The organism is Streptomyces sp. SudanB25_2051 (assembly GCF_964272635.1).
Taxonomy (GTDB): domain Bacteria; phylum Actinomycetota; class Actinomycetes; order Streptomycetales; family Streptomycetaceae; genus Streptomyces.
The window spans coordinates 2,572,946-2,597,852 of record NZ_OZ186787.1 but is presented as its reverse complement, the minus strand read 5'-3'; the positions used below and the strand labels follow the sequence as shown (position 1 = coordinate 2,597,852).

Below are 24,907 nucleotides of genomic sequence, written 5' to 3'. Positions count from 1 at the left end.
CCTGAGAGACCCTCGGTCCGCCCCCCAAGCGGGCCGCCGGCGCCCCAACCCTCCCGAACCTCCGCTCATTGACGTCGATGTTTGGTTCTGGTTCCTTGTGTGTGGTTCTGTTTGATCCGGAGCTGGAGCGAGGAGAGCGCCCGCCGTGAAGAAGACGTCCACCCGGCTCGCCGACGGGCGTGAGCTGGTGTACTACGACTCCCGCGACGACGTGGTGCGCGACGCGGTCGACCGGCGCCCCCTCCAGCCGGTCGCCACCACCGTCGAGATCCGCGAGGACGCCCTCCTCGGCGACCGCGTCGCCGTCGCCTCCCACCGGCAGGGCCGCACCCACCTGCCCCCGCCCGACGCCTGCCCGCTGTGCCCCTCGCGCGAGGGCCGCGCCACCGAGATCCCCGACAGCGACTACGACGTGGTGGTCTTCGAGAACCGCTTCCCCTCGCTCGCCGGGGACGCCGGCCGCTGCGAGGTGGTCTGCTTCACCCCCGACCACGACGCCTCGTTCGCCGACCTCACCGAGGAGCGGGCCGCGCTCGTCCTGGAGGCGTGGACCGACCGCACCGCCGAACTGGCCGCGCTGCCCGGCGTGGAGCAGGTGTTCTGCTTCGAGAACCGGGGCGCCGAGATCGGCGTGACCCTCGGCCACCCGCACGGCCAGATCTACGCCTACCCGTTCACCACGCCCCGCACGGCGCTGATGCTGCGCTCCCAGGAGGAGTACGCGGCCCGCACCGGCGGCGGCAACCTCTTCGACGACCTCGTCCGGCGGGAGCGCGCCGACGGGGCGCGCGTGGTCCTGGACGCCCGCCACTGGACCGCCTTCGTCCCGTACGCCGCCCACTGGCCGTACGAGGTGCACCTCTACCCCCGCCGCCGCGTCCCCGACCTGCGGGCGCTGGACGACGCGGCCCGCGCGGAACTCCCGGGGGTGTACCTGGAACTGCTGCGGCGCTTCGACCGGATCTTCGGCGACGGCCGGCCGCCCACGCCGTACATCGCGGCCTGGCACCAGGCGCCGCTGAGCGACCCGCGGCGCGACGCGTTCGCCCTGCATCTCGAGCTTTTCACCATCCGCCGTACATCCGGCAAGCTGAAGTTCCTCGCGGGCTCCGAATCGGGCATGAGCGTGTTCGTCAACGACGTCCCGCCGGAGGCCGCGGCCCGGCGACTGCGAGAGGTAGCGAGCGCATCATGAAGTACCTGGTTACGGGCGGAGCGGGCTACATCGGCGGGGTCGTCGCCGCGCACCTGCTGGAGGCCGGCCACGAGGTGACGGTCCTGGACGACCTGTCGACCGGCTTCCGCGAGGGCGTCCCGGCCGGCGCCGCCTTCGTCGAGGGCCGCGTCCAGGACGCCGCACGCCACCTCGACCCCTCCTACGACGGGGTGCTGCACTTCGCGGCGTTCTCGCAGGTCGGGGAGTCCGTCGCGCGGCCGGAGAAGTACTGGGAGAACAACGTCGGCGGCACGATGGCGCTGCTCGCCGCGATGCGCTCGGCCGGGGTGCGCCGCCTCGTGTTCTCGTCCACCGCCGCCACGTACGGAGAGCCGGTCTCCACCCCCGTCACGGAGACCGACCCGACGGCCCCCACCAGCCCGTACGGCGCCACGAAGCTGGCCGTCGACCACATGATCGGCGGCGAGGCGGCCGCCCACGGCCTGGCCGCCGCTTCCCTGCGGTACTTCAACGTCGCGGGCGCGTACGGCGGGCGGGGCGAGCGCCACGACCCGGAGTCGCACCTCATCCCGCTCGTCCTCCAAGTCGCCCTGGGACGGCGGGAGTCGGTCTCCGTCTACGGGGACGACTACCCGACCCCGGACGGCACGTGCGTGCGCGACTACATCCACGTCGCCGACCTCGCCGAGGCGCACCTCCTCGCCCTGGACGCGGTCACCCCCGGCGAGCACCTGGTGTGCAACCTCGGCAACGGCAACGGCTTCTCCGTGCGCGAGGTGGTGGAGACGGTCCGCAAGGTCACCGGCCATCCGGTGCCCGAGGTCACCGCCGCGCGCCGCCCCGGCGACCCGGCCGTCCTCGTCGCGTCGGCGGCCTACGCGCGGGAGCGGCTCGGCTGGCGGCCCTCGCGCACGGACCTGGCCGACATCGTGCGTGACGCCTGGGAGTTCGCCCGGCGGCGCGAGGCGGAGGAAGGGACCGGGCGGTGACCGCGACGGAGGTGCCGACCGGGGCGGACGAGGCCGCCGCGCGGTTCCGGGAGCTGTACGGCAGGGCGCCGGGCGGCGTCTGGGCGGCGCCCGGCCGGGTGAACCTCATCGGCGAGTACACGGACGTCAACGACGGGTACGTGATGCCGCTGGCCCTGCCGCACACGGTGGTCGCCGCCGCGGCCCGCCGCGCGGACGGCCGGCTGGTGCTCCACTCGGCGCAGGCGCGCGAGGCGGGCGGGGGCCGTCAGGGGGTCGTCCGGCTCGACGTGGCCGCGCTGCGGCCCGGTGCCGTGCCGGGCTGGGCGGCGTACCCGGCGGGCGTCGTCTGGGCGCTGCGCGAGGCCGGCCACCCGGTCGGGGGCGGCGCCGACCTGCACCTGACCTCCACCGTGCCGGCGGGCGCCGGGCTCTCCTCCTCCGCCGCGCTGGAGGTCGCCACCGCCCTGGCCCTGAACGACCTGTACGGACTCGGGCTGACCGGGCCCGCGCTGGCCGTCCTCGCCCGGCGCGCCGAGAACGTGTTCGTCGGCGTGCCCTGCGGCGTCATGGACCAGATGGCGTCCGCCTGCTGCGCGGCGGGGAGCCTGCTGCACCTGGACACCCGCGACCTGACGTACCGCCGGGTCCCGTTCGACCCGTCCGCGCACGGACTGGCCCTGCTCGTCGTGGACACCGGCGTACGGCACGCGCTCGGGGACGGCGCGTACGCCGAGCGGCGCGCCGGGTGCGAGGCGGGCGCGCGGGCGCTCGGCGTGGAGAGCCTGCGCGAGATCCCGTACGAGGCGCTCCCGGAGGCGCTGGGGCGGCTGGCCGACCCGGTGGTGCGCGGCTACGTGCGCCATGTGGTGTCCGACAACCGGCGCGTCGGGCGGACGGCGGAGCTGCTCGACGCGGGGGACGTACGGGCGGTGGGCGCCGTCCTGACGGAGGGGCACGCCTCCCTCCGCGACGACCTGCGGGTGTCCTGCCCCGAGCTGGACCTCGTCGTGTCGGCGGCCCTCGCCGCCGGGGCGCTCGGGGCACGGATGACGGGCGGCGGCTTCGGCGGATCGGCGGTCGTCCTGACGGGGGCGGACACGGTGGACGCCGTCGCCTCCGCGGTGGCGGACGCGTTCGCCGATGCCGGGTACGGGGCGCCGCGGGTCTTCCCCGCCGTACCGTCGCCCGGCGCGCGCCGTTTGATCTGAACCGGGCGCGAACCGACGCCGACCGGACCGGAAACAGTCGATTTCCGCCCCGTAACGCCACAGTCGACACACGGGAAACACGCTGGTCGGTCAGTTCTGCAAATCTGCTTCCCCTCCGCACCCACGCCCGTACGCTGATGCACAGCATCGGTGGGGGCCGATGCCGATCAGGGGGCGAGAGCAGTCGGGTACGGCGCACGGGGCTCGGGTAGCACTCATGGCACGGCGGCGGCCGTGCGTCCGGATGAGGGCACCGGCTCCGGGCGCCGTGTCCGCGCCGGCCCGCTTCCTCGACGCATGGGGGTGTCCATGGTCCGCATCCGGGTCCTGGTGGTGGACGACCACCGCATCTTCGCCGAGTCGCTCGCCGCGGCGCTGGCGGCCGAGCCCGACGTGGACGTCACCGCGGCCGGCAGCGGTCCCGCCGCGCTGCGCTGCCTCGACCGGGCGGCCGCCGAGGGCCGCAGGTTCGACGTCCTGCTCGTCGACGCCGACCTGGGCGTCGCCGCGGGCCAGATCCCCGGGCAGGCCGTCGCCCGCGTCGTCCCCGAGGGCGGCGCCGCCGACGGGATCGTGGACGGCATCTCCCTGGTCGCCGGGGTGCGCGAGGCCCAGCCCGCCGTGCGGATCGTGGTGCTCGCCGAGAAGGACGACCCGCGCCGCGCCGCCCTCGCCCTCCAGGCCGGGGCCAACGGCTGGGTCGCCAAGGACTGCTCCCTCCAGCGGCTCCTCGGCGTCATCCGGGGCGTCCTGCGCGACGAGACCCACCTCGCGCCCGCGCTGCTCACGGGCGTGCTGCGGGAGCTGACGGCCGCCCGCAAGCACCGCACGGACAGCGAGCGCCTGGTGGCGTCCCTGACGCCGCGCGAGCGGGAGGTGCTGCGCTGCATGGTCGCGGGCCTCGGCCGCAAGGCGGTCGCCGAGCGCCTCTTCCTGTCGCCCCACACGGTCCGTACGCACATGCAGAACGTGCTGGGCAAGCTCGGCGTGCACTCCACGCTCGCGGCGGTCGCGCTGGCGCGCCGGGCCGGGGTCGGCCCCGCCGAGTCAGCCGGGGACGTTGTCGAACGGGGCGGTCAGCTGGCGTAGCAGTGCGGCCAGGTCGGCGCGCTGCGCGCGGGACAGCTGGGCCAGGATGGCCCGCTCCTGGTCGAGCAGCCCGGCGAGTGCCTGGTCGGCGCGGTCCCGCCCCTCGTCGGTGAGGCGCACCAGGACACCGCGCCGGTCGGTCGGGTCGGGCAGCCGCTCCACGAGGCCCTTCTTCGCGAGCCGGTCGATGCGGTTGGTCATCGTGCCGGACGTGACGAGCGTCTGCGTGAGGAGCTGGCCGGGGGAGAGCTGGTAGGGCGCGCCGGCGCGGCGCAGCGACGTGAGGACGTCGAACTCCCACGGCTCCAGCTGGTGCTCGGAGAAGGCGAGGCGGCGGGCCCGGTCCAGATGGCGGGCCAGCCGGGACACCCGGCTCAGCACCTCGAGCGGCTCCACGTCGAGGTCCGGGCGCTCGCGGCGCCATGCAGCGACCAGACGGTCGACCTCGTCCTCCATGGCGATCAGTGTAGGCGATCTGTCGATGTGAAGTCTCTTGATGTCAAGAAATTCGCTTCGTACGATTGAGGGGGCCCCGACCGGAGCAACGTTCCGCTGAGATCAATCGCACCAGCAAGGGGAATCGACCATGCGATCCGTACCGATCTGGGACCCGCAGCAGTATTTGCGCCACTCCGGCCACCGCGCACGGCCGTTCTACGATCTGCTGGCCAGGATCCCCGAGCTGCCCGCCGCGAAGGAGGGCCGGCCCGCCCGCATCGCCGACATCGGCTGCGGCCCCGGCAATGTCACCGCGCTGCTCGCGGACCGCTGGCCCGACGCCCACATCACCGGCTTCGACCTGTCGCGCGAGATGCTCGACCAGGCCGAGCGGGACCACGCGGGCCCCACACCGGGCGGCGGACGGCTCGAATTCCGCCGCGCCGACGCGGCCGCATGGGTCCCGGACGAGCCGTACGACCTGATCGTCTCCAACGCGGCGCTCCAGTGGGTGCCGGGGCACGCCGAATCGTTCGCCCGCTGGCTGGACGGGATCGTGCCGGGCGGCACGCTCGCCTTCCAGGTCCCGGCCAACTTCACCTCCCCCAGCCACGCCCTGCTCGCCGAGCTGTGCGAGTCCCCGCGCTGGCGCGACCGGCTCGGCGACCACGGCCGCCGGTACGTCCACATACTGGAGCCGACGCGGTACCTGGAACGGCTGGCCGACCTCGGCTGCGCGGCCGACGTGTGGGAGACCGTCTACGCCCAGCTCCTCCAGGGCGAGGACCCGATCCTCGACTGGACCAAGGGCACGGCGCTGCGGCCGGTGCTGACGGAGCTGGGGGAGGACGCGGAGGCGGTCGCGGAGTTCCTGTCCCAGTACCGCGACCTGCTCCGCAAGGCGTACCCGCCGGGCCCGCACGGCACGGTGTACCCGTACCGCCGCGTCTTCGCGGTCGCCCGCAAGGAGTACTGAGACCCCCTGGCCCTCCAGGGCCCCCCTGGCCCTCCAGGGCCGGGGCTCTGGGCCTCTACCGGGGCCCGCCCCCCTCCTGGGCCTCCCGGCCCAGACCCCCTGCGGCTCGGCCGGGCCCGCTGCGGGTCGGCGTCCCGCCTCGTTGTGGGCAGTCGTTCCGCCCCGGGGGTCCCCCCCTGGACGGAGTCCTTGGGGGAGGAACGCATGCCCACAACGGCAGCGGGCGTGGCCCCCAGGCACGGTGGTCGTGCGAGGGGCAGGGGGCTACAGGGGGCGCGGCCCCACAGGGGCGGGGGGCCTGGGGGTGGGCCCGCGGGGGGTCAGGATTTGCGGTGGCCTATGAGGCGGGGCTTCTGCTCCAGCCCATCCAGCCCGTGCCACGCGAGGTTCACCAGATGCGCCGCCACCTCCGCCTTCTTCGGCTTGCGCGCGTCCAGCCACCACTGCCCCGTCAGGGCGACCATCCCCACCAGCGCCTGCGCGTACAGCGGGGCCAGCTTGGGGTCGAAGCCCCGGGCCTTGAACTCCAGGCCCAGGATGTCCTCCACCTGCGTGGCGATGTCCGAGATCAGCGACGCGAACGTGCCCGTGGACTGCGCCACCGGCGAGTCCCGCACCAGGATGCGGAAACCGTCCGTGTACGTCTCGATGTAGTCCAGCAGCGCGAACGCCGCCTGCTCCAGCAGCTCACGCGGATGCCCCGCCGTGAGCGCGCCGGTCACCATGTCGAGGAGCTGGCGCATCTCGCGGTCCACGACCACCGCGTACAGCCCCTCCTTGCCGCCGAAGTGCTCGTACACGACCGGCTTGGACACCCCGGCCTTCGCCGCGATCTCCTCCACCGACGTGCCCTCGAAGCCGCGTTCGGCGAACAGCGTCCGGCCGATGTCGAGCAGCTGCTGGCGCCGTTCGGCGCCGGTCATCCGGACCCGGCGGCCGCGCCGGGGCTTGTCGCTGCTGGTACCACTGCCGTCGATCGCCACGCCGTCCATCATGCCGCGTTCGTGGAACGCGTCTGGCGGCGGGCTTCGATGCGGGCCTCGGTGGGCCAGCGCACGTCGTACGCCCAGCCCAGCTTCTCGAACCAGCGGATCAGCCGCGCGCTGGAGTCGATCTGCCCGCGCATCACGCCGTGCCGGGCGCTCGTCGGGTCCGCGTGGTGCAGGTTGTGCCAGGACTCGCCGCACGACAGGACCGCCAGCCACCACACGTTGCCCGAGCGGTCACGCGACTTGAAGGGGCGCTTGCCGACCGCGTGGCAGATCGAGTTGATCGACCAGGTCACGTGGTGCAGCAGCGCCACCCGGACCAGCGAGCCCCAGAAGAAGGCCGTGAAGGCGCCCCACCACGACATCGTCACCAGGCCGCCCACCAGCGGCGGGATCGCCAGGGACACGATCGTCCACAGCACGAACTGGCGCGAGATCCGCCGCAGGGCGGGGTCCTTGATCAGGTCCGGGGCGTACTTGTGCTGCGGGGTCTGCTCCTCGTCGAACATCCAGCCGATGTGCGCCCACCACAGGCCCTTCATCAGCGCGGGGACCGTCTCCCCGAACCGCCACGGCGAGTGCGGGTCGCCCTCCGCGTCGGAGAACTTGTGGTGCTTGCGGTGGTCGGCCACCCAGCGCACCAGCGGACCCTCCACCGCCAGCGACCCCATGATCGCCAGGGCGATCCGCAGCGGGCGTTTCGCCTTGAACGAGCCGTGGGTGAAGTACCGGTGGAAGCCGATGGTGATGCCGTGGCAGCCGATGAAGTACATCGCCGTGAGCAGCCCCAGATCGAGCCAGCTCACCCCCCAGCCCCAGGCCAGCGGCACGGCCGCGACCAGGGCGAGGAACGGCACGATGATGAAGAGGAGCAGGGTGATCTGCTCGATGGACCGCTTGCTGTCGCCGCCGAGCGTGGCGGAGGGCGGTTCCTGCGCTTGCGTGCTGTGGTCGAGCACTTCGGGGCTCATGGTCATGGGCGTCCTCCATGGGGGAGACGGATGGTTCTCGGATCTGACATGTGGCTCGGGTACCCCGGGCGCGCCGGATGCCGACACGTGCGACGGGTACCTCGCATGCCTCGGCCCGCTCGCGTACGTGGGAGCGGTGGGGTGGGGGGAACGGGGGACTTCCGGGGCGAACCGGGTGGGGAACGGAACGGGACGTACGCCGCCGAATGGCTACGGTGCCGTAACCTACGGAGTCGTAAGTATGGCAGCGCGCACGCCCGCGGCAAGAGGGCTGCGAGCGGCGTGGCCCGGACGGCGACCTATCCTGGGTTCCGTCGGACAGCGCGGTCCGCAGCGTCCCGCTGGGATCGCCTCGCGCCAACCGGCCGGTAGCGCGAAGGGGCATTCCCCGGGGACACCTCAGCAGTACCCCCTCCAGACGTGCTCATCACTGCAAGGAGCCGCACCTGTGAGCAGTGCCGACCAGACCCCTTCCGCAAGCGCCGAGCTGCGCGCCGACATCCGCCGACTGGGTGACCTGCTGGGCGAGACGCTCGTACGGCAGGAGGGGCCCGAGCTCCTCGAACTCGTCGAGAAGGTCCGCCGCCTCACCCGCGAGGACGGAGAGGCCGCCGCCGAGCTGCTCGGCGACACCGACCTGGAGACCGCCGCACGGCTGGTCCGCGCCTTCTCCACCTACTTCCACCTGGCGAACGTCACCGAGCAGGTCCACCGCGGCCGCGAGATGCGCGCCCGCCGCGCCGCCGAGGGCGGCCTGCTCGCCCGTACGGCGGACATGCTGAAGGACGGCGACCCGGACCACGTCCGCGAGACTGTGCGGAACCTCAACGTCCGTCCCGTCTTCACCGCCCACCCCACCGAGGCCGCGCGCCGCTCCGTGCTGAACAAGCTGCGCCGGATCGCCGCCCTCCTCGACGAGCCGGTCACCGACGCCGACCGCCGCCGCCACGATCTGCGGCTCGCCGAGAACATCGACCTCATCTGGCAGACCGACGAGCTGCGCGTCGTCCGCCCCGAGCCGGCCGACGAGGCCCGCAACGCCATCTACTACCTGGACGAGCTGCACGCGGGCGCGGTCGGCGACGTCCTGGAGGACCTGGCCGCCGAGCTGGAGCGGGTCGGCTACGAGTTGCCGCCCGGCACCCGCCCGCTGACCTTCGGCACCTGGATCGGCGGCGACCGCGACGGCAACCCCAATGTGACGCCCGCCGTCACCTGGGAGGTGCTGATCCTCCAGCACGAGCACGGCCTCACCGACGCCATCGAGATGATCGACGAGCTGCGCGGCCTGCTGTCGAACTCCATCCGGTACGCCGGCGCCACCCAGGAGCTGCTGGACTCCCTCCAGCGGGACCTGGACCGCCTGCCCGAGATCAGCCCCCGCTACAAGCGGCTCAACGCCGAGGAGCCGTACCGGCTCAAGGCCACCTGCGTCCGGCAGAAGCTCGTCAACACCCGCGAGCGCCTCGCCCAGGGCACCCCGCACCAGGAGGGCCGCGACTACCTGGGCACCGCCGAGCTGCTGCAGGACCTCACGCTCATCCAGACCTCGCTGCGCGAGCACCGGGGCGGCCTCCTCGCCGACGGCCACCTGGACCGCACGATCCGCACGCTCGCCGCGTTCGGCCTCCAGCTCGCCACGATGGACGTACGCGAGCACGCCGACGCCCACCACCACGCGCTCGGCCAGCTGTTCGACCGCCTGGGCGAGGAGTCGTGGCGGTACGCGGACATGCCCCGCGAGTACCGGCAGAAGCTGCTCGCCAAGGAGCTGCGCTCGCGCCGCCCGCTCGCCCCGACGCCGGCGCCGCTCGACGCGGCCGGGCAGAAGACCCTCGGCGTGTTCCACACGGTGAAGGCGGCGTTCGAACGGTTCGGTCCCGAGGTCATCGAGTCGTACATCATCTCGATGTGCCAGGGCGCCGACGACGTGTTCGCCGCCGCCGTCCTCGCCCGCGAGGCCGGGCTGATCGACCTGCACGGCGGCTGGGCGAAGATCGGCATCGTGCCGCTGCTGGAGACGACCGACGAGCTGCGCGCCGCCGACGTCATCCTCAACGACATGCTCGCCGACCCCTCCTACCGGCGGCTCGTCTCGCTCCGCGGCGACGTGCAGGAGGTCATGCTCGGCTACTCCGACTCCTCCAAGTTCGGCGGCATCACCACCTCCCAGTGGGAGATCCACCGCGCCCAGCGCAGGCTGCGCGACGTCGCCCACCGCTACGGCGTCCGGCTGCGGCTGTTCCACGGCCGGGGCGGCACCGTCGGCCGGGGCGGCGGCCCCTCGCACGACGCGATCCTCGCCCAGCCCTGGGGCACCCTGGAGGGCGAGATCAAGGTCACCGAGCAGGGCGAGGTCATCTCCGACAAGTACCTGATCCCGTCGCTGGCCAGGGAGAACCTGGAGCTGACCGTCGCCGCGACGCTCCAGGCGTCCGCCCTGCACACCGGGCCGCGCCAGCCGCAGGAGGCCCTGGCCCGCTGGGACGCGGCGATGGACACCGTCTCGGAGGCCGCCCACACGGCGTACCGGGCGCTCGTCGAGGACCCGGACCTCCCGGCGTACTTCTTCGCCTCCACCCCCGTCGACCAGCTCGCGGAGCTGCACCTGGGCTCCCGCCCGTCCCGCCGCCCCGACTCGGGCGCCGGGCTCGACGGGCTGCGGGCCATCCCGTGGGTGTTCGGCTGGACCCAGTCGCGGCAGATCGTGCCGGGCTGGTTCGGCGTCGGCTCCGGCCTGAAGGCGCTGCGCGACGCGGGCCTGGACGACGTCCTCGCGGAGATGTACGAGAAGTGGCACTTCTTCCGCAACTTCCTGTCGAACGTCGAGATGACCCTCGCCAAGACGGACCTGCGGATCGCCCGCCACTACGTCGACACGCTCGTCCCCGAGCCGCTGAAGCACGTCTTCGCCACCATCGAGGCCGAGCACGCCCTCACCGTGGAGCAGGTGCTGCGGGTCACCGGCGAGCGGGAGCTGCTGGACGCGCAGCCCGCGCTGAAGCAGACGTTCCAGATCCGCGACGCCTACCTGGACCCGATCTCCTACCTCCAGGTCGCCCTGCTGAAGCGGCAGCGCGACGCGGCGGACGCCGGCGAGCCCGCCGACCCGCTGCTCGCCCGCGCCCTGCTGCTGACCGTCAACGGTGTGGCGGCGGGTCTGCGCAACACCGGCTGACCCGCGGCCGGGCAGACGGGACGGGCCCCCGCCGGAGCGATCCGGCGGGGGCCCGTCCCTGTCACACGCGCCGTGCGCGGCTCACGCCGGCACGGCGCGGCTCACGTCCGCGGGGCGCGGGTCAGTGCTGCTGGGCCTTGCGGCGGCGCAGCACCAGGAAGGCGCCGCCACCGACGAGCAGGGCGGCAGCGGCGGCGAGGGCGCCCACGGGGGCGCTGCTGCCGGTCTCGGCGAGGTCACCGGTCGTGGCGCCCTCGGAGGCGGACGGCGCGGCGGACGGCGCGGTGCCGCCCGGCGTCGTCTCGGACGGCGCGGGCGTGCCCGGCGTCGCGGACGGGGTGCCCGACGGGTTCTCCGACGGGGTGCCCGAGGGGTTCTCGGACGGGGTGCCGGACGGGTTCTCCGACGGCGTGCCCGACGGGTTCTCGCTCGGGGTGCCGGACGGGGCCGGGGTCGTGTCGGGGCAGTCGGTCTTGAAGACCTTGTGCTTCGCCTTGCCGTTCTCGCCCTCCCAGTTCCAGAAGAGCTTGTACTGCCCGTCGGGCAGCGTCATGTCCTCGGTGCGGCCGTGGCCCTGGGCGTCAAGGGTGATCGTGCCCTCCTTGACGGTCGTGCCCTTGTCGGCGTCGTTCTTCGCCCACGCCTGGATCTCCCAGGTGACCTTCTGGGCGGCGTCGAACTTGAACGCGTCGAGGTAGAACTCGCAGACCTTGGGCTCGTTGTGCTTGAGCTCCTCGCCGGTCTTCGCATCGTGGATCTTGACGGTGCCGTTGTCGCCGTTGGCGGCGTGGGCGGCGGGAGCGAGCAGGAGGCCGCAGGCCGCGGCCGCCACCAGAGCGCCGGTGGTCGTGGAAAGGGTGCGCATGGGCAGTCCAACGTGAGAGGTGACTGAAGGCCGTGGGGGGCGGCTCAGCTTCCTGTGACCTCGCACACCAGTCAAGGGTGATGAGAGGGTGTCCGGGCGGGTATGTCCCGCTCGTTCCCCGCACCGGAGGCAAAGATTTCGCCAAATCTGGTTTGGTTGTACGGAAGTCCGTACGAGTTCCGCAACAACCCGGCGGAATCCGCCGCCGGACGCCCCGTCAGAGCGCCAGGAACGATGCCACCAGCAGCGCCCCGCCCGCCACCCCGGTCCCCCAGGCGATGCGGGTCCAGCGCAGCCCGCCGCCGATCACCAGGGCGGCCAGCAGCAGCGCGCCGCCCAGCGGCAGCCACGCGTGCAGCCCGCCGGCCCAGCCGGTGCGCACGGTCTCGGTGGTGTCGGGCTTCACGACGACCTCGTACCGGCCGTCCTTCTCGACGGCGACGGACCGGGCGATGGTCATGTCCGTACGGGGCGGGCCCGCGGCCCCCTCGGGCACGAACCGGCCGGTGCACACCTCGTCGCCGCACCCGGTGACCGTCATCGTGCCGTGCTCGCGGCCCTTGGAGAGCAGCACATGCTGCGCGGTACCCCAGGAGGCCCGTACGCCCGCGGCCACCAGCACCAGGGCGACCAGCGCCATGGCGGTGACCCGGGCGTAGGGGAGCAGGGAAGTCCGCTTCTTCGGGCTCATGGGGCGCGATCCTTGGCCATCGGACGGCGCCCGGTCAATCCCGGTGGCCGGTTCGTCAGGAGTTGTACGCGGACTGGGCCCGCTCAAGGCCCTCGGTGACGAGCGCCTCGACGGCGTCGGCCGCGCGGTCCACGAAGTAGGCCAGTTCCTTGCGTTCGGCGGAGGAGAAGTCCTTGAGGACGAAGTCCGCGACGGGCATCCGGCCGGGCGGGCGGCCGATGCCGAACCGCAGCCGGTGGTAGTCGGGGCCCATGGCCTTGGTCATCGACTTGAGGCCGTTGTGGCCGTTGTCGCCGCCGCCCAGCTTGAGGCGCAGCACGCCGTAGTCGATGTCCAACTCGTCGTGGACGGCGACGATGTGGGCGGTGGGCACCTTGTAGAAGTCCCGCAGCGCGGTGACGGGCCCGCCGGAGAGGTTCATGTACGACATGGGCTTGGCGAGCACGACGCGCCGTCCGGCCGGTCCGGGCGGCCCGATCCGCCCCTCCACGACCTGCGCCTGCGCCTTGCCGTGCCGTTTGAAGGAGCCGCCGATCCGCTCGGCGAGGAGGTCGACCACCATGAAGCCGACATTGTGCCGGTTCCCGGCGTAGTCGGGGCCCGGGTTGCCGAGACCCGCGATCAGCCAGGGTGCGCTGGCGTCCGTCGTCATCTGCGTCTTCCTCCTGGAAGCTCCGGAAAAGGGGTGTGGGGGGTGCTCGGCGCACCCCCCACGACGACAGTGGGCCGGCGCCCGCGGCTCCGGGGAGCCGCGGGCGCCGGCACCGGCGTCAGAGCGCGGCCGGGGCCGCGGTCGGTGCTCAGGCCTCGGCGGACTCTTCGCCCTCGGCGCCCTCGGCGGCCGGCTCCTCGGCCTGGGCGGCCAGGACCTGCAGGACGACGGCGTCCTCGTCGACGGCGAGGGTGACGCCGTTCGGGAGGGTGATGTCCTTGGCGAGGATGGAGGCGCCGGCCTCCAGGCCCTCGATGGAGACGGAGACGGTCTCCGGGATGTGGGTGGCCTCGGCCTCGACGGGCAGGGCGTTCAGCACGTGCTCGAGCAGGTTGCCGCCCGGGGCCAGGTCGCCCTCGGTGTGGACCGGGACCTCGACGGTGACCTTCTCGCCGCGCTTCACGAGGAGCAGGTCGACGTGCTCCAGGAAGCCCTTCAGCGGGTCGCGCTGCACGGCCTTCGGGATGGCCAGCTCGGTCTTGCCGTCCAGGTCCAGGGAGAGCAGGACGTTCGGCGTCTTGAGCGCCATCATCAGGTCGTGGCCCGGCAGGGTCAGGTGGACCGGGTCGGAGCCGTGGCCGTACAGGACGCCGGGAACCTTGTTCTCGCGGCGGATGCGGCGGGCGGCACCCTTGCCGAACTCGTTGCGGGTCTCGGCGGTGAGCTTCACCTCGGACATGGCGCACTCCTCGTATGCGTGGGGCGGATATCTGGTCGCGGTCACTCGGCCACGACTGGACTGGGCCTGCTACGAAGAGCGCGTCGATAACGGACCGCCGCGGTCGCGTGGACCACGGCCTCCCTCGCCGAGCAACTCCGACAGTCTACTCGGCACCCCCCGCGCCACCCAATCGATCACCGCCGCCCCCGCGCCGGGCACGCACGGGACGCTCCCCCGGACAGCGCCGGGCAGGGCACGCGGAAGGCCGCCTCCCGCGCGGGGAGGCGGCCTTCACCGGTCAGCGGGGCGGGGCGCCGGCTACTGCTGCTCCTCGAAGAGGCTGGTGACCGAGCCGTCCTCGAAGACCTCGTGCACGGCGCGGGCGATCGTCGGCGCGATGGACAGCACCGTGATCTTGTCGAGCTCCAGCTCGCCCGGCGTCGGCAGGGTGTTCGTCAGGACGAACTCGCTGACCTTGGAGTTCTTCAGACGGTCGGCGGCCGGCCCGGAGAGGATGCCGTGCGTCGCGGTGACGATGACGTCCTCGGCGCCGTGCGCGAACAGCGCCTCGGCGGCGGCGCAGATGGTGCCGCCCGTGTCGATCATGTCGTCGACCAGGACGCACACCCGGCCCTCGACCTCGCCGACGACCTCGTGGACGGTCACCTGGTTGGCGACGTCCTTGTCGCGGCGCTTGTGGACGATGGCCAGCGGGGCGTCCAGCCGGTCGCACCAGCGGTCGGCGACCCGTACGCGGCCGGCGTCCGGGGAGACGACCGTCAGCTTGGAGCGGTCGACCTTCGCGCCCACGTAGTCCGCGAGGACCGGCAGGGCGGTGAGGTGGTCGACCGGGCCGTCGAAGAAGCCCTGGATCTGGTCGGTGTGCAGGTCCACGGTGAGGATGCGGTCCGCGCCCGCGGTCTTCAGCAGGTCGGCGACCAGGCGCGCCGAGATCGGCTCGCGGCCCTTGTGCTTCTTGTCCTGGCGGGCGTAGCCGTAGGACGGGATGATCACGGTGATGCTCGCGGCGGAGGCCCGCTTCAGAGCGTCGATCATGATCAGCTGCTCCATGATCCACTTGTTGATCGGAGCCGTGTGGCTCTGGATCAGGAAGCAGTCCGCGCCGCGGGCCGACTCCTGGTACCGGACGTAGATCTCACCGTTGGCGAAGTCGAAGACCTTCGTCGGCACCAGGGCGACACCCAGCTGATGTGCGACCTCCTCGGCCAGCTCGGGGTGGGCGCGGCCGGAGAAGAGCATCAGCTTCTTCTCGCCGGTCGTCTTGATCCCGGTCACAGCACTGTCTCCTCAGACGTGTTCTCTGGCCGCGTGTCCCGTGGTGCCGCGAACCAGCCGAATTTGTGTGCACGTATCACGGTACGCCCAGTACGACGTACGTGTTTTCGGTCAGCCTTCGCCGCCGGTCCCCTCCGAGGCCGCCGAAGCGGCCTGGGCGGCGGCGCTGCCGGGCCGCTTCCGGGCGACCCAGCCCTCGATATTCCGCTGCTGACCACGGGCCACGGCCAGCGCGCCGGCCGGCACGTCCTTGGTGATCACGGAGCCGGCGGCCGTGTAGGCGCCGTCCCCGACCGTGACAGGAGCCACAAACATGTTGTCGGACCCGGTCTTGCAGTGGGACCCGATGGTCGTGTGGTGCTTCTTCTCGCCGTCGTAGTTCACGAAGACGCTCGCGGCGCCGATGTTCGTGTACTCGCCGATGGTGGCGTCGCCCACGTACGACAGGTGGGGGACCTTGGTGCCCTCGCCGATCGTGGCGTTCTTCGTCTCGACGTACGTGCCGATCTTGCTCTTGACGCCGAGCCGCGTGCCGGGGCGGAGGTAGGCGTACGGGCCCACGGAGGCGCCCTCGCCGACCTCGGCGCCGTCCGCGACGGTGTTGTCCACCCGGGCGCCCCGGCCGACCTTGGTGTCCTTCAGGCGGGTGTTCGGGCCGACCTCGGCGTCCTCCGCGACGTGGGTGGCGCCCAGCAGCTGCGTACCCGGGTGGACCACCGCGTCCCGCTCGAACGTCACGGTGACGTCGACCTGCACGGACGCCGGGTCGATCACCGTCACGCCGTCGGCCATGGCGCGCTCCAGCAGGCGCCGGTTGAGCAGCGCGCGGGCCTCGGAGAGCTGGACGCGGTTGTTGATGCCGAGGATCTCGCGGTGGTCGTCCGCGACGGACGCGCCGACGCGGTGCCCGGCCTCGCGCAGGATGCCCAGCACGTCGGTGAGGTACTCCTCGCCCTGGCTGTTGTCGGTGCGGACCTGGGCGAGGGCGTCCGCGAGGAGCCGCCCGTCGAACGCGAACACACCGGAGTTGATCTCGCGGACGGCCCGCTGCTCCTCGGTGGCGTCCTTGTGCTCCACGATCGCGGTGACGGCGCCCGTCTCCGGGTCGCGCACGATCCGGCCGTAGCCCGTCGCGTCCGGGACCTCGGCGGTCAGCACGGTCACGGCGTTGCCGTCGGCGGAGTGCGTCGCGGCGAGGGCGCCCAGCGTCCGCCCGGACAGCAGCGGGGTGTCGCCGCACACGACGACGACGGTGCCGTCGACGCCGCCCAGCTCCTCCAGCGCCATGCGCACGGCGTGGCCGGTGCCGTTCTGCTCGTACTGCACGGCGGTGCGGGTGCCGGCGTAGTGCTCCTGGAGGTGCGCGGCGACCTGCTCGCGGGCGTGGCCCACGACGACGCACAGGTGCTCGGGGTTCAGCTCGCGCGCGGCGGAGACGACGTGTCCGACGAGGGAGCGGCCGCAGATCTCGTGCAGGACCTTCGGGGTCTTGGACTTCATGCGGGTGCCCTCACCCGCGGCGAGGACGATGACTGCGGCCGGGGGGTTGGCGCTCACGGGTGGCCCTTCGGCTTCGGGTGGTGGACACCCGCAGGATACCGGGGGGTATCGGAGCGGAAACGAGCGCGGGTCCCGACCGAGGAGGGCGGGACCCGTACGAGAGGTGGGGTGGGCGGCTCCCCCATCAGGATTCGAACCTGAACATACGGGACCAAAACCCGCAGTGCTGCCTGATTACACCATGGGGGATCAGTCCGGCTGTTCCGTACGCGGGGACGGGTCGCCGGACCGGCACGCAACACTATGCCGTACGCGACGGCCTCCGTGCGACGGTGCCCGGTGCGGGGCGGGGGCCCGCCCGTAGGCTGGGATGCATGACCACAACGGGGGCACACCAGGACGCCGCGGGCATGACCGCCCGGGGATTCGGGTGGTGGGAGAGGCGGCGCGGAGCCGCGCTGGACATCGCACTGGGGGCCGTCTCGGCCCTGGAATGCGCCGCGGAGGGCGTCGGCTTCGCCGACACCGCGCACCTGCCGGCACCGGTGGGGGTGGTGTTCGGGCTGCTGGCCGGCTCGGTCCTCGTCGTACGGCGGCGCTGGCCGATCGCCGTCGTCCTCGTCGCCATCGCCGTCACCCCGGCCGAGATGGGCTATCTGCTGACCATCGTCGGCCTGTACACGCTCGCGGCGTCCGAGGTGCCGCGCCGGATCACCGCCGTGCTGGCCGGGATGTCGCTGGTCGGGGTGTTCCTGATCACGATGGTGCGGCTGCGGCAGGACATCGCGGAGGCCGAGCTCGATCCGGGCTCCTGGTACGTGCCGCTCCTGTCGGTCTTCATGTCGGTCGGGATGACCGCGCCGCCCGTGCTGCTCGGGCTCTATATAGGGGCGCGGCGCCGGCTGATGGAGAGCTTGCGCGAGCGCGCCGACTCCCTGGAGCAGGAGCTGTCGCTCCTCGCCGACCAGGCGGAGCAGCGCGCCCAGCTGGCCCGCACGGAGGAGCGGACCCGTATCGCGCGCGAGATGCACGACGTGGTCGCCCACCGGGTGAGCCTCATGGTGGTGCACGCGGCGGCGCTCCAGGCGGTCGCCCTGAAGGACCCGCAGAAGGCGGTGCGGAACGCCGCGCTGGTGGGGGAGATGGGGCGGCAGGCGCTGACGGAGCTGCGGGAGATGCTGGGCGTGCTGCGCGCGGACCCGGCGCCCGGCGCGTCCACCGCGTCCGGCGGGCCGGGGGCGTCCGGGGCGCGCGGGCCGGCGGGTGAGCCGCTCGCGGCGGTCGGCCGGGCGGCGGCAGCGGCGGCTTCGGCCGCGGGCGCGGACCGGTCGGCGGGCGCACCGGAGGACGGGCCGGGGCTGGCCGGGATCGAGGAGCTGGTCGAGCAGTCCCGCGCGGCGGGCACGGTCGTCGAACTGCGGGTCCAGGGGGAGGCGCGCCCGTACGCCCCGCAGGTGGAGCAGACCGCGTACCGGGTGGTGCAGGAGGCGCTGACGAACGTGCACAAGCACGCGGCCGGCGCGAAGGTCGTGGTCCGGCTGGCGCACCGGGAGGCGGAGGTGGCCATGCAGGTCGAGAACGGCCCCTCCGACGCGGCCGCGACCGACGCGGACCTGCCGAGCGGTGGCAACGGGCTGGTGGGGATGCGGGAGCGGGTGACCGGGCTGGGCGGGGTGTTCGTGTCGGGGCCGACGGAGGAGGGCGGGTTCCGCGTCAGCGCGGTCCTCCCCACCCCGAACTGACCCCCCTCTCGTACCGGGCCAACCCCGAGCCCCCGGTAACCCCTTGAGCCCGAGCTTCTGTACCGGGGTGCCCCGACGCCCCTGATGCGGGCCGCCTCCGCTGTGGGCAGCCGGTCCGCCCAGGGGGCGGAACGGGTGGGCACAGCGGACCTGGCGGGTGCCGCTTCCTGCGCCTGCCGCACCGGTGCGCACCCTCCCGGGCGGGGCACCCCGTCGTGCCCACCCTCCCCCAAGCTCTCGGCTTCGCTCGAGCAGGGGGTACCCCCATCGCCCCTGGGGGTACCCCCTGGACGAAGTCCTCGGGGGAGGAACGTCTGCCCACAACGGGATGGGGCTGGCCCGCAACTGGTCGTGCGTTGCCTCCGCCCCAACGGGGGCGCATCACGGGCTGGGCCCGCACCGGGTGAGAGGTACGCACAAGGGCCTGGACATCAGGAGTGGGCAACGCCCACGGGACCGGGCGTCAGGGTGGGCCGGGTCCGCGGGGTGGGCCCGCACCGGATGGGCCGGGGGTGCAGGGGCGGGGCCCTCAGGGGTTGGTGAGGCGCGTGGGGTGGGTGCCGGTGATCAGCGCCGTCAGCGCCGCATCGATGTCCGCCCCCACATACCAGTCCCCCGCATGATCGAGCCCGTACACCCGCCCCTCCACGTCGATCGCGAGCACCCCCCGCTCATCCCCCTCGACCCCCAGCGGCGCGAGCTCCGTCTCCAGCGCCCGCCCCAGGTCGGACAGGCTCCGCGCCAGGTGCAGTCCGCCCAGCGGGTCCATCAGCAGCGGGCTCGGCGCGATCTGGCGGCCCTGCCCGGGCGGCACGATCCGCAGCCCGCCGAACTCGGCCCACACCTCGACCGCCGCCGGGAACACGCTGTGCCGGTGCCCCGCCGGGGACACGTGCGCCCGCAGGGCGTCGGCCCACCGCTCGGCGCGCTGTATGTCCCAGCGGCCCGGCTGCCAGCCCGCCTCGCGCAGGGCGGCGTCCACGGCGACGGAGAAACGGGTGGTGTCGAGATCGGGCATGGCGGGTGCGGTCAGCCGTTCTGGTGGGACGAGGTCGGATCGACGGAACGTACACCGAAGTGCGCGAGGAGCGCCGCGCAGGACCGGCACGGCGCGGCGTAGCTGCCGTGCAGCGGGTCGCCGTCCTCACGGATCCTGCGCGCCGTGATCTTCGCGTTCTTCAGGGACCGCTTGGCCTCACCGGCCGTCAGCGGCTTGCGCCGGGCCCGCTTGGACCGGCTGTTCTCCGCGGCGGTCAGATGCCGCGACAGCAGGATCGCCTCCGGGCAGCGGCCGGTGAACCGTTCCCGCTGCCCGCTGGTGAGGGTGTCCAGGAAGTCCTGCACGAGGGGGTGCAGCACGGGCGGCTGGTTGCCCCGCGCCGCCGTGCACGTGAGGGTCTCGCCGCGTACCGACAGCGCCGCGCCGACCGTCGGCAGGATGCCGTCCCTGCGGTGGCGCAGCACGGGCGCGCGGTCCGGGGCGGTGGCGCTCCACGAGAGGCGCGGGTCCCCGCCGCCGGGCCCGGTTGTGGGGGCGGCGGGTGGTGTTCCTGGTTGCGCTGTGTGCATGGTGCGTACTGTTTCCCCTCTGTGCAATCCCCCCAGTTGCGTGGACAGACTGCCAAATGGGTGAGGAGATGGGAAACGAGGTCGCTGAATCGGCCCATCGGTGTGTCGCGGGATCGCTCTCGCGTCACCCGCACGTGACGCTTCGTGACCGCCGCGGAGGCCCGGTCCGCCCTCTGGACCCACCGCATAGGCTGTGCTGAACCAGCCAGCAGCAGCCAGGGGGCAACCGCCATGACGACAGGTCGGCTCGGGCATCAAGCCGCGCCGCCGAACGCGGCATACGCCGGGCAGGTCGTGCACTTCCCGGACCCCGTCCGGGCCGCCCGCCACCCCAGAGGGGTGCGGGTGGACGCCGACGGCTTCCCGGACTTCTCCCCGTACGCGCGCGCCGCCGCCGAGATCGCCGAACCCCCCGAGGGCTTCGGCGTCGACGAGCTGCGGCTGACCGACTACGTCTCCGCGAACGCCGCGCTCAAGGCCGACGGCCACCCCCTGTGGGAGACGCTGCCCGCCGTCGCGACCCCGCACGGCTGGACCTGGCACCACGTCCCGCGCACCCGCCGGATGGAGCTGGTCCCCGTCGAGGTGAAGGCCCTGCTGCGGCACCACGGCGGGCTCGCCACGGCGGCGGTCGACCAGGGCAAGCGCGGCACGCGTCCCCTCCAGGAGACCCGCCCCGCCCACTTCGGTCTGCCGCGCGGCGCCGTGTCGGTGACGGAGACCCAGCTGCAGGGCGTCGAGGAGGACCTCGGCTACCGGCTGCCCGGCGCGTACCGCTCCTTCCTCAAGGCGGCGGGCGGCTGCGCCCCGGTCGGCGTCGCCCTCGACGCGGAGCTGGGACTCCTGGTGGACCAGCCGTTCTTCACGGTCCGCGACGAGGCGGGCCTCAACGACCTCGTGTACGTCAACAAGTGCCTGCGCGACCATCTGACCAAGGACTACCTGGGCGTCGCGTTCGTCCAGGGCGGCCTGGTCGCGGTGAAGGTGCGCGGCGCCGGGGCCGGGTCGGTGTGGTTCTGCCCGTACGACGACGCGCGGGACGGCGACGGGTCGGCGATCGAGGAGCGCATGGAGCGGCTGCTGCTGCCGTGCGGCGAGGACTTCGACGAGTTCCTGCGGCGGCTGGCGGGCAGCCCGCCCGAGCTGGAGACGGTGGCGAACCTGATGGTGGACGGCGGCTTCGCGCGCGCCGTCCCCGTCACGGGTGAAGGGTGACGGGTGACGGTCCGATGGTGACGTTCGCGCAGGCGCAGGAGCGCGCCGAGGAGTGGATCAACGGCGATGTGCCGCCGTACCAGCACCGGGAGGTGCGGGTGCGGGAGTTCGAGCTGGGCTTCGTCGTCTGGGCGGAGGACCGCCCCGACGGCCCGTCGTCCGACGGGGGCGGCCAGCGGCTGGTCATCGCCCGCGACAGCGGCGAGGCGACGCTGTGGCCCGCGCTGCCGGTCGGCGAGGTGATCCGGCGGTACGAGGAGGAGTACGGCACCGCGGCCGGGGCCCAGGTCCCGCCGCCCCGCGAGCCGGAGCGCATCGACCTGAACCAGACGTCGTTCCTGCTGACCCCGCCCGAGTGGCTCCAGGACGCCGCCGACCGCATGGGCGTCCCGGACCGCCGGGGCGGCGACGCGGAGCAGGGGGCCGGTACGGACTCCGGCACCGGCACCGGCTCCGGCTCCGGTGCGGGCGTTGCGGGGGATGCGGGAGCGACGGCCGGGGGACCGGCACCGGGCGCGACCCCGCCGCCCTTCGCGCCGCCCGCGCAGGACGCGCCGGGCGGGACCCCGCTGCCTTTCTCGCCGCCGTCGGACGACGCGCCGGGCGCGACCCCGCCGCCCTTCGCGCCGCCCGCGCAGGACGCGCCGGGTGCGACCCCGCCGCCTTTCTCGCCGCCGTCGGACGATGCGCCGGGCGCGACACCGCCGCCGTTCGCGCCGCCGTCGGACGCGGGGGCGCACGCCGACAACCCGTCAACTCCCCGTACCCAGGAGGCAGGTCCGGCGCCCCGTGACGCCGCCCCGGCCGGCGGAGACGTACAGGACGCCGCCCCCGACGCGGCACCGGAGCACGAGCCGACCGCGCAGGACGGTGTGCCCGTCACACCCGCGTCCACGGCGCACGCCACCCCGCCGCCCTCGGCCTGGAACGACACGAGCGCCTCCGGCGACGCGGCCGACGACGTCTCCGTGCCGCTTCCGGCGACCGTGTTCGCGCCGCCGCTGTCGGGCGCGGACGACGACGACACTCCGCCGCCCGCGGTACCGGCCGACGCGCCCACCGCGCTGATCCAGGGCGGCAGTCAGCTGCCGCGCACCGCGATCGCGCCCGCCGTCGACCTGGACGCCGCCGGCATCGCGGACGCCGCGACGGCCAAGGCGCCCGCGCCGCCGCGCGCGCCGGGCGGCGGCACGCCCGCGGGCGGTACGCGCGGGGGCGGCCCGACGACCCCGCCGCCGCCCGGTGCGCCGGGCACGCCGGGCGCCCGCCCGCCCGCCGGTACGCCCACCCCGCCGCCCGCCTCGGGCCCCGGTGCGCCCGGCGCGCCCGCGGGCGGATATGTGCCGACGCAACTCGTCGCGCAGCTCGGTCCCGACGGGCCGAAGCCGCCCGGCGCGCCGACCCCGCCGCCGGGCGGGAGCGGCAGTGTGGACATGGCGCAGACGATGCTGGCGCATCCGGGTCCCGGCGGGCCCGGTGTGCCGCCGCCGCCCGGACCCCCCGGACCTCCCGGACCGCCTGGACCTCCCGGACCGCCCGCGCCGCCCGGTGCGACGCCGCCCGGCGGGAGCGGCAGCGTGGACATGGCGCAGACGATGCTGGCCCACCCGGGTCCGGGTGGTCCGCCCGCGCCGCCCGGACCGCCCGGTGCGCCGGGCGGAGCCGGGGTGCCCGCGCCGCCGCCCGCGCCCGGCGCGCCCGGAGGGACGCCGCCCGGCGGGGTCCACCACGCGGCGACGATGCTGGCCCACCCGGGTCCGGGCGGCCCGCCCGCGCCGCCCGGACCGCCGGGCGTGCCCGGAGCCGTACCGCCCCACGGGGCGACGCCGCCGCCCGGTGCGGTGCCGCCGCCGGGCGCGGTGCCCGGTGCGATGCCGCCGGGGGCCGTACCGCCGCCGGGCGCCGTACCGCCGCCCGGTGTGCCCGCGTACGGCTATCCGCAGCAGCCCGGCGGCCTGCCCACGGTCGGGCCCGGCTACCAGGTGGTGCTGCGCTACCGGGCGCCGGACGGCTCGGAGGCGCAGATCATCCGGCGTTCCGCGCCGGGCACCCCGCACCCCGAGTGGCAGATCCTGCACGAGCTGCGCGCCCTCAACGTGCCGCCGCAGCAGGTGCTGGAGCTGCACACGGAACTGGCGTCGTGCGAGCTGCCCGGCGGGTACTGCGCCCGGATGATCCGGGAGACCTGGCCGCAGGCGCGCATCACGTCGATCGCGCCGTACGGACGGGACCACGCGAGCCGCCAGCAGGGCATGCGGCAGCTGATCGCGCACCAGGGCGAACTGCACCAGGTGGCGGACGGCCCCGCGCGGCCCGCGCCGGTACGGGCTCCGCTGCCGCCGGTGCAGGCGGCGCCGCCGATCCCGCCGGAGGGCATCGCGCAGGAGCTGGCGGGTGCGTTCGGGCCGCACGGCATCTGCCGGTTCGACCAGCGGGCCGTGTCCCGGCAGGGCGTACCGGAACTGGTCGCGCGCACCCTCGTGTGGGCGGGCCTGCCGGGCGACTTCGGGCCGTTCTTCTGGGCGCAGCCCGCGCAGCCGGTCGTCCCGACGCTGGCCGAACTGGCCATGCAGCGCCAGGTGCAGCCGGCCCCGGACGCGGGCTCGTACCTGGTCCTGGGCTCCGACTTCGGCCGGGCGATCTGCGTCCAGTACGGCACCGCGCACATCGTCGCGGTCCCGGTGGAGGCGGGCCCCGGCGGCCAGTCGGTGGCCCCGCAGTTCGTGAACACGGGCCTGCCGGAGTTCACCCGCTGCCTGGCGCTGCTGGGCCGCATGTGGCGCCTGCGCTTCGGCCTGACGCCGGAGCAGGCGGGCCGCTGGACGGTCGACTTCCAGGCCCAGCTGGCCATGCTGGACCCGGCGGCCCTGGCGTCCCCGGAGAGCTGGTGGTCGGTCCTCCTCGAACAGATGTGGGACGGCCTGCTGTGACGGCCTGAAACGGGGCCCCGGCGCACTGATGGCGCCGGGGCCCCGTTCACTTCACTGGGGCGCTCACTTCACGGAGGCCGGCGGCTCCGCCGGCACCACGGGCTTGTTGGTGCACCCGAGAGCCTTCACCAGGAGCCGCGTGGAGTGCAGCAGGTGGGTGTAGTGGACGCGGGCGCTGGCCTCATTGGTCAGGGTGTCGTCCAACGTGCCCTCAAGTGGGGTGCCTTCGATCTGTCCAGGGTGGGCTCCTGGGACCTGGCACGCCACATACACCCGGTACGTTCCGGTTCCGATGTCACCGGCACCGCTGACGATGGGCGGCCTCAGCAAGGCGGTGAGGACGACATCGTCGTTCACCCGCACCAGGGAGCCATGCCCGTATCCCCCCGGCGCGCGAACCATGTCGAGCGTCTCGCCGTAGGCTCGGTACTCGACGGTGTAGTGGTCACCTTGTCCTGGGCCGCCCATGTCGCACATGGAGACCGACCCCGTATCGGTCCAGGGGTACGCCACGCCGGGCTTCCAGGCGCGCATGTCCTTGGAGATCCACTCTCGCGTCCCGTCGATGCCGCGGCTGAACCCGAAGCTCAACGTGCTCACCCGACGCTCCAGCCACGTCATCGCGGAGCCGCCCAGCGACTCCTCGCATCTGGACCGGGATTCAGCGATGGGGTCAGCCGGGACGGGTCTGGCGCACCCGCTCAGGCTCAGCGCTAGCAATGTCGCCAC

The 24,907-nt window shown here is 73.7% G+C and carries 21 protein-coding genes and 1 tRNA gene; 9 read left to right on the top strand and 13 right to left on the bottom strand.

Features of this window, described 5'->3' with window-relative positions:
- The first annotated feature begins 145 nt into the window (after nucleotides 1-145).
- The 4 genes from galT (at nucleotide 146) to ACSUPT_RS11430 (ending at nucleotide 4,445) form a co-directional block, all read left to right on the top strand.
- Nucleotides 146-1,195, top strand: a complete 1,050-nt coding sequence (gene galT, locus ACSUPT_RS11445; RefSeq protein WP_436944182.1) for a galactose-1-phosphate uridylyltransferase — start codon at nucleotides 146-148, stop codon at nucleotides 1,193-1,195.
- Entirely contained in the window at nucleotides 1,192-2,166 is a 975-nt protein-coding gene (gene galE / locus ACSUPT_RS11440) for a UDP-glucose 4-epimerase GalE (protein WP_403501293.1), read from the top strand. Before galT ends, galE begins: the two co-directional genes overlap by 4 nt.
- Nucleotides 2,163-3,356, top strand: a complete 1,194-nt coding sequence (gene galK / locus ACSUPT_RS11435) for a galactokinase (protein ID WP_436944181.1) — start codon at nucleotides 2,163-2,165, stop codon at nucleotides 3,354-3,356. The genes galE and galK overlap by 4 nt, the downstream gene beginning before the upstream one ends.
- 309 nt (nucleotides 3,357-3,665) lie before the next feature.
- The gene (locus ACSUPT_RS11430) at nucleotides 3,666-4,445 is read left to right on the top strand and encodes a LuxR C-terminal-related transcriptional regulator (RefSeq protein ID WP_436946201.1); all 780 of its coding nucleotides are present in this window, start codon (nucleotides 3,666-3,668) and stop codon (nucleotides 4,443-4,445) included.
- On the opposite strand, the gene ACSUPT_RS11425 is transcribed toward ACSUPT_RS11430, so the two are convergent.
- The gene (locus tag ACSUPT_RS11425; RefSeq protein WP_351968219.1) at nucleotides 4,404-4,901 is read right to left on the bottom strand and encodes a MarR family winged helix-turn-helix transcriptional regulator; all 498 of its coding nucleotides are present in this window, start codon (nucleotides 4,899-4,901) and stop codon (nucleotides 4,404-4,406) included. The two genes, ACSUPT_RS11430 and ACSUPT_RS11425, sit on opposite strands and share 42 nt — an antisense overlap.
- 130 nt (nucleotides 4,902-5,031) lie before the next feature.
- Here ACSUPT_RS11425 and ACSUPT_RS11420 point away from each other — a divergent pair, with 130 nt between their 5' ends.
- The gene (locus tag ACSUPT_RS11420) at nucleotides 5,032-5,859 is read left to right on the top strand and encodes a trans-aconitate 2-methyltransferase (RefSeq protein ID WP_351968218.1); all 828 of its coding nucleotides are present in this window, start codon (nucleotides 5,032-5,034) and stop codon (nucleotides 5,857-5,859) included.
- A gap of 320 nt (nucleotides 5,860-6,179) precedes the next feature.
- Here the strand turns inward: ACSUPT_RS11420 and ACSUPT_RS11415 are convergent, their stop codons facing one another.
- Nucleotides 6,180-6,854, bottom strand: coding sequence for a TetR/AcrR family transcriptional regulator (locus ACSUPT_RS11415; protein ID WP_069818303.1), 675 nt, complete (start codon nucleotides 6,852-6,854; stop codon nucleotides 6,180-6,182).
- Complete coding sequence (locus ACSUPT_RS11410) at nucleotides 6,851-7,825, bottom strand: acyl-CoA desaturase (RefSeq protein ID WP_351968217.1); 975 nt, start codon at nucleotides 7,823-7,825, stop codon at nucleotides 6,851-6,853. Before ACSUPT_RS11410 ends, ACSUPT_RS11415 begins: the two co-directional genes overlap by 4 nt.
- Before the next feature lie 442 nt (nucleotides 7,826-8,267).
- Here ACSUPT_RS11410 and ppc point away from each other — a divergent pair, with 442 nt between their 5' ends.
- Nucleotides 8,268-10,997, top strand: coding sequence for a phosphoenolpyruvate carboxylase (gene ppc / locus ACSUPT_RS11405; RefSeq protein ID WP_351968216.1), 2,730 nt, complete (start codon nucleotides 8,268-8,270; stop codon nucleotides 10,995-10,997).
- A 121-nt stretch (nucleotides 10,998-11,118) separates the two neighbouring features.
- Here the strand turns inward: ppc and ACSUPT_RS11400 are convergent, their stop codons facing one another.
- The 7 genes from ACSUPT_RS11400 to ACSUPT_RS11370 all read right to left on the bottom strand — a co-directional run bounded on the left by ACSUPT_RS11400 (nucleotide 11,119) and on the right by ACSUPT_RS11370 (nucleotide 16,971).
- Entirely contained in the window at nucleotides 11,119-11,862 is a 744-nt protein-coding gene (locus tag ACSUPT_RS11400; protein ID WP_351968215.1) for an LPXTG cell wall anchor domain-containing protein, read from the bottom strand.
- 217 nt (nucleotides 11,863-12,079) lie between these two features.
- A complete protein-coding gene (locus ACSUPT_RS11395) occupies nucleotides 12,080-12,553 on the bottom strand; it encodes a hypothetical protein (protein ID WP_361655762.1) in 474 nt (157 codons plus the stop codon).
- A gap of 55 nt (nucleotides 12,554-12,608) precedes the next feature.
- Nucleotides 12,609-13,205, bottom strand: coding sequence for an aminoacyl-tRNA hydrolase (gene pth / locus ACSUPT_RS11390; protein WP_361655765.1), 597 nt, complete (start codon nucleotides 13,203-13,205; stop codon nucleotides 12,609-12,611).
- Between the two features lie 148 nt (nucleotides 13,206-13,353).
- Entirely contained in the window at nucleotides 13,354-13,944 is a 591-nt protein-coding gene (locus tag ACSUPT_RS11385; protein ID WP_361664505.1) for a 50S ribosomal protein L25/general stress protein Ctc, read from the bottom strand.
- 300 nt (nucleotides 13,945-14,244) lie between these two features.
- Complete coding sequence (locus ACSUPT_RS11380; RefSeq protein ID WP_023588263.1) at nucleotides 14,245-15,222, bottom strand: ribose-phosphate diphosphokinase; 978 nt, start codon at nucleotides 15,220-15,222, stop codon at nucleotides 14,245-14,247.
- A 111-nt stretch (nucleotides 15,223-15,333) separates the two neighbouring features.
- On the bottom strand, nucleotides 15,334-16,779 hold the full coding sequence (gene glmU / locus ACSUPT_RS11375) for a bifunctional UDP-N-acetylglucosamine diphosphorylase/glucosamine-1-phosphate N-acetyltransferase GlmU (RefSeq protein WP_351965277.1): 1,446 nt from the start codon (nucleotides 16,777-16,779) through the stop codon (nucleotides 15,334-15,336).
- Nucleotides 16,780-16,898: 119 nt separating this feature from the next.
- Nucleotides 16,899-16,971 (bottom strand) — tRNA-Gln (locus ACSUPT_RS11370).
- Between the two features lie 125 nt (nucleotides 16,972-17,096).
- Between ACSUPT_RS11370 and ACSUPT_RS11365 the strand changes: the two genes are divergently transcribed.
- The gene (locus tag ACSUPT_RS11365) at nucleotides 17,097-18,464 is read left to right on the top strand and encodes a sensor histidine kinase (RefSeq protein WP_436944180.1); all 1,368 of its coding nucleotides are present in this window, start codon (nucleotides 17,097-17,099) and stop codon (nucleotides 18,462-18,464) included.
- Nucleotides 18,465-18,993: 529 nt separating this feature from the next.
- Here ACSUPT_RS11365 and ACSUPT_RS11360 read toward each other — a convergent pair.
- Both ACSUPT_RS11360 and ACSUPT_RS11355 read right to left on the bottom strand, forming a co-directional pair.
- A complete protein-coding gene (locus ACSUPT_RS11360) occupies nucleotides 18,994-19,482 on the bottom strand; it encodes an SUKH-3 domain-containing protein (RefSeq protein ID WP_404147575.1) in 489 nt (162 codons plus the stop codon).
- Between the two features lie 11 nt (nucleotides 19,483-19,493).
- Nucleotides 19,494-20,033 carry a YwqJ-related putative deaminase gene (locus ACSUPT_RS11355; RefSeq protein WP_436944179.1) on the bottom strand — a complete coding sequence of 180 codons (540 nt, stop codon included), beginning with the start codon at nucleotides 20,031-20,033 and terminating at the stop codon, nucleotides 19,494-19,496.
- A gap of 231 nt (nucleotides 20,034-20,264) precedes the next feature.
- On the opposite strand from ACSUPT_RS11355, the gene ACSUPT_RS11350 reads away from it, so the two are divergent.
- Together ACSUPT_RS11350 and ACSUPT_RS11345 are read left to right on the top strand one after the other, a co-directional pair.
- Nucleotides 20,265-21,248, top strand: a complete 984-nt coding sequence (locus ACSUPT_RS11350; protein ID WP_351965281.1) for an HNH endonuclease — start codon at nucleotides 20,265-20,267, stop codon at nucleotides 21,246-21,248.
- Between the two features lie 14 nt (nucleotides 21,249-21,262).
- Nucleotides 21,263-24,178, top strand: coding sequence for an SUKH-4 family immunity protein (locus ACSUPT_RS11345; RefSeq protein WP_436944178.1), 2,916 nt, complete (start codon nucleotides 21,263-21,265; stop codon nucleotides 24,176-24,178).
- A gap of 63 nt (nucleotides 24,179-24,241) precedes the next feature.
- On the opposite strand, the gene ACSUPT_RS11340 is transcribed toward ACSUPT_RS11345, so the two are convergent.
- Nucleotides 24,242-24,778: a hypothetical protein gene (locus ACSUPT_RS11340; RefSeq protein WP_351965283.1), complete on the bottom strand. Its 537-nt coding sequence runs from the start codon at nucleotides 24,776-24,778 to the stop codon at nucleotides 24,242-24,244.
- Between the last annotated feature and the right edge of the window lie 129 nt (nucleotides 24,779-24,907).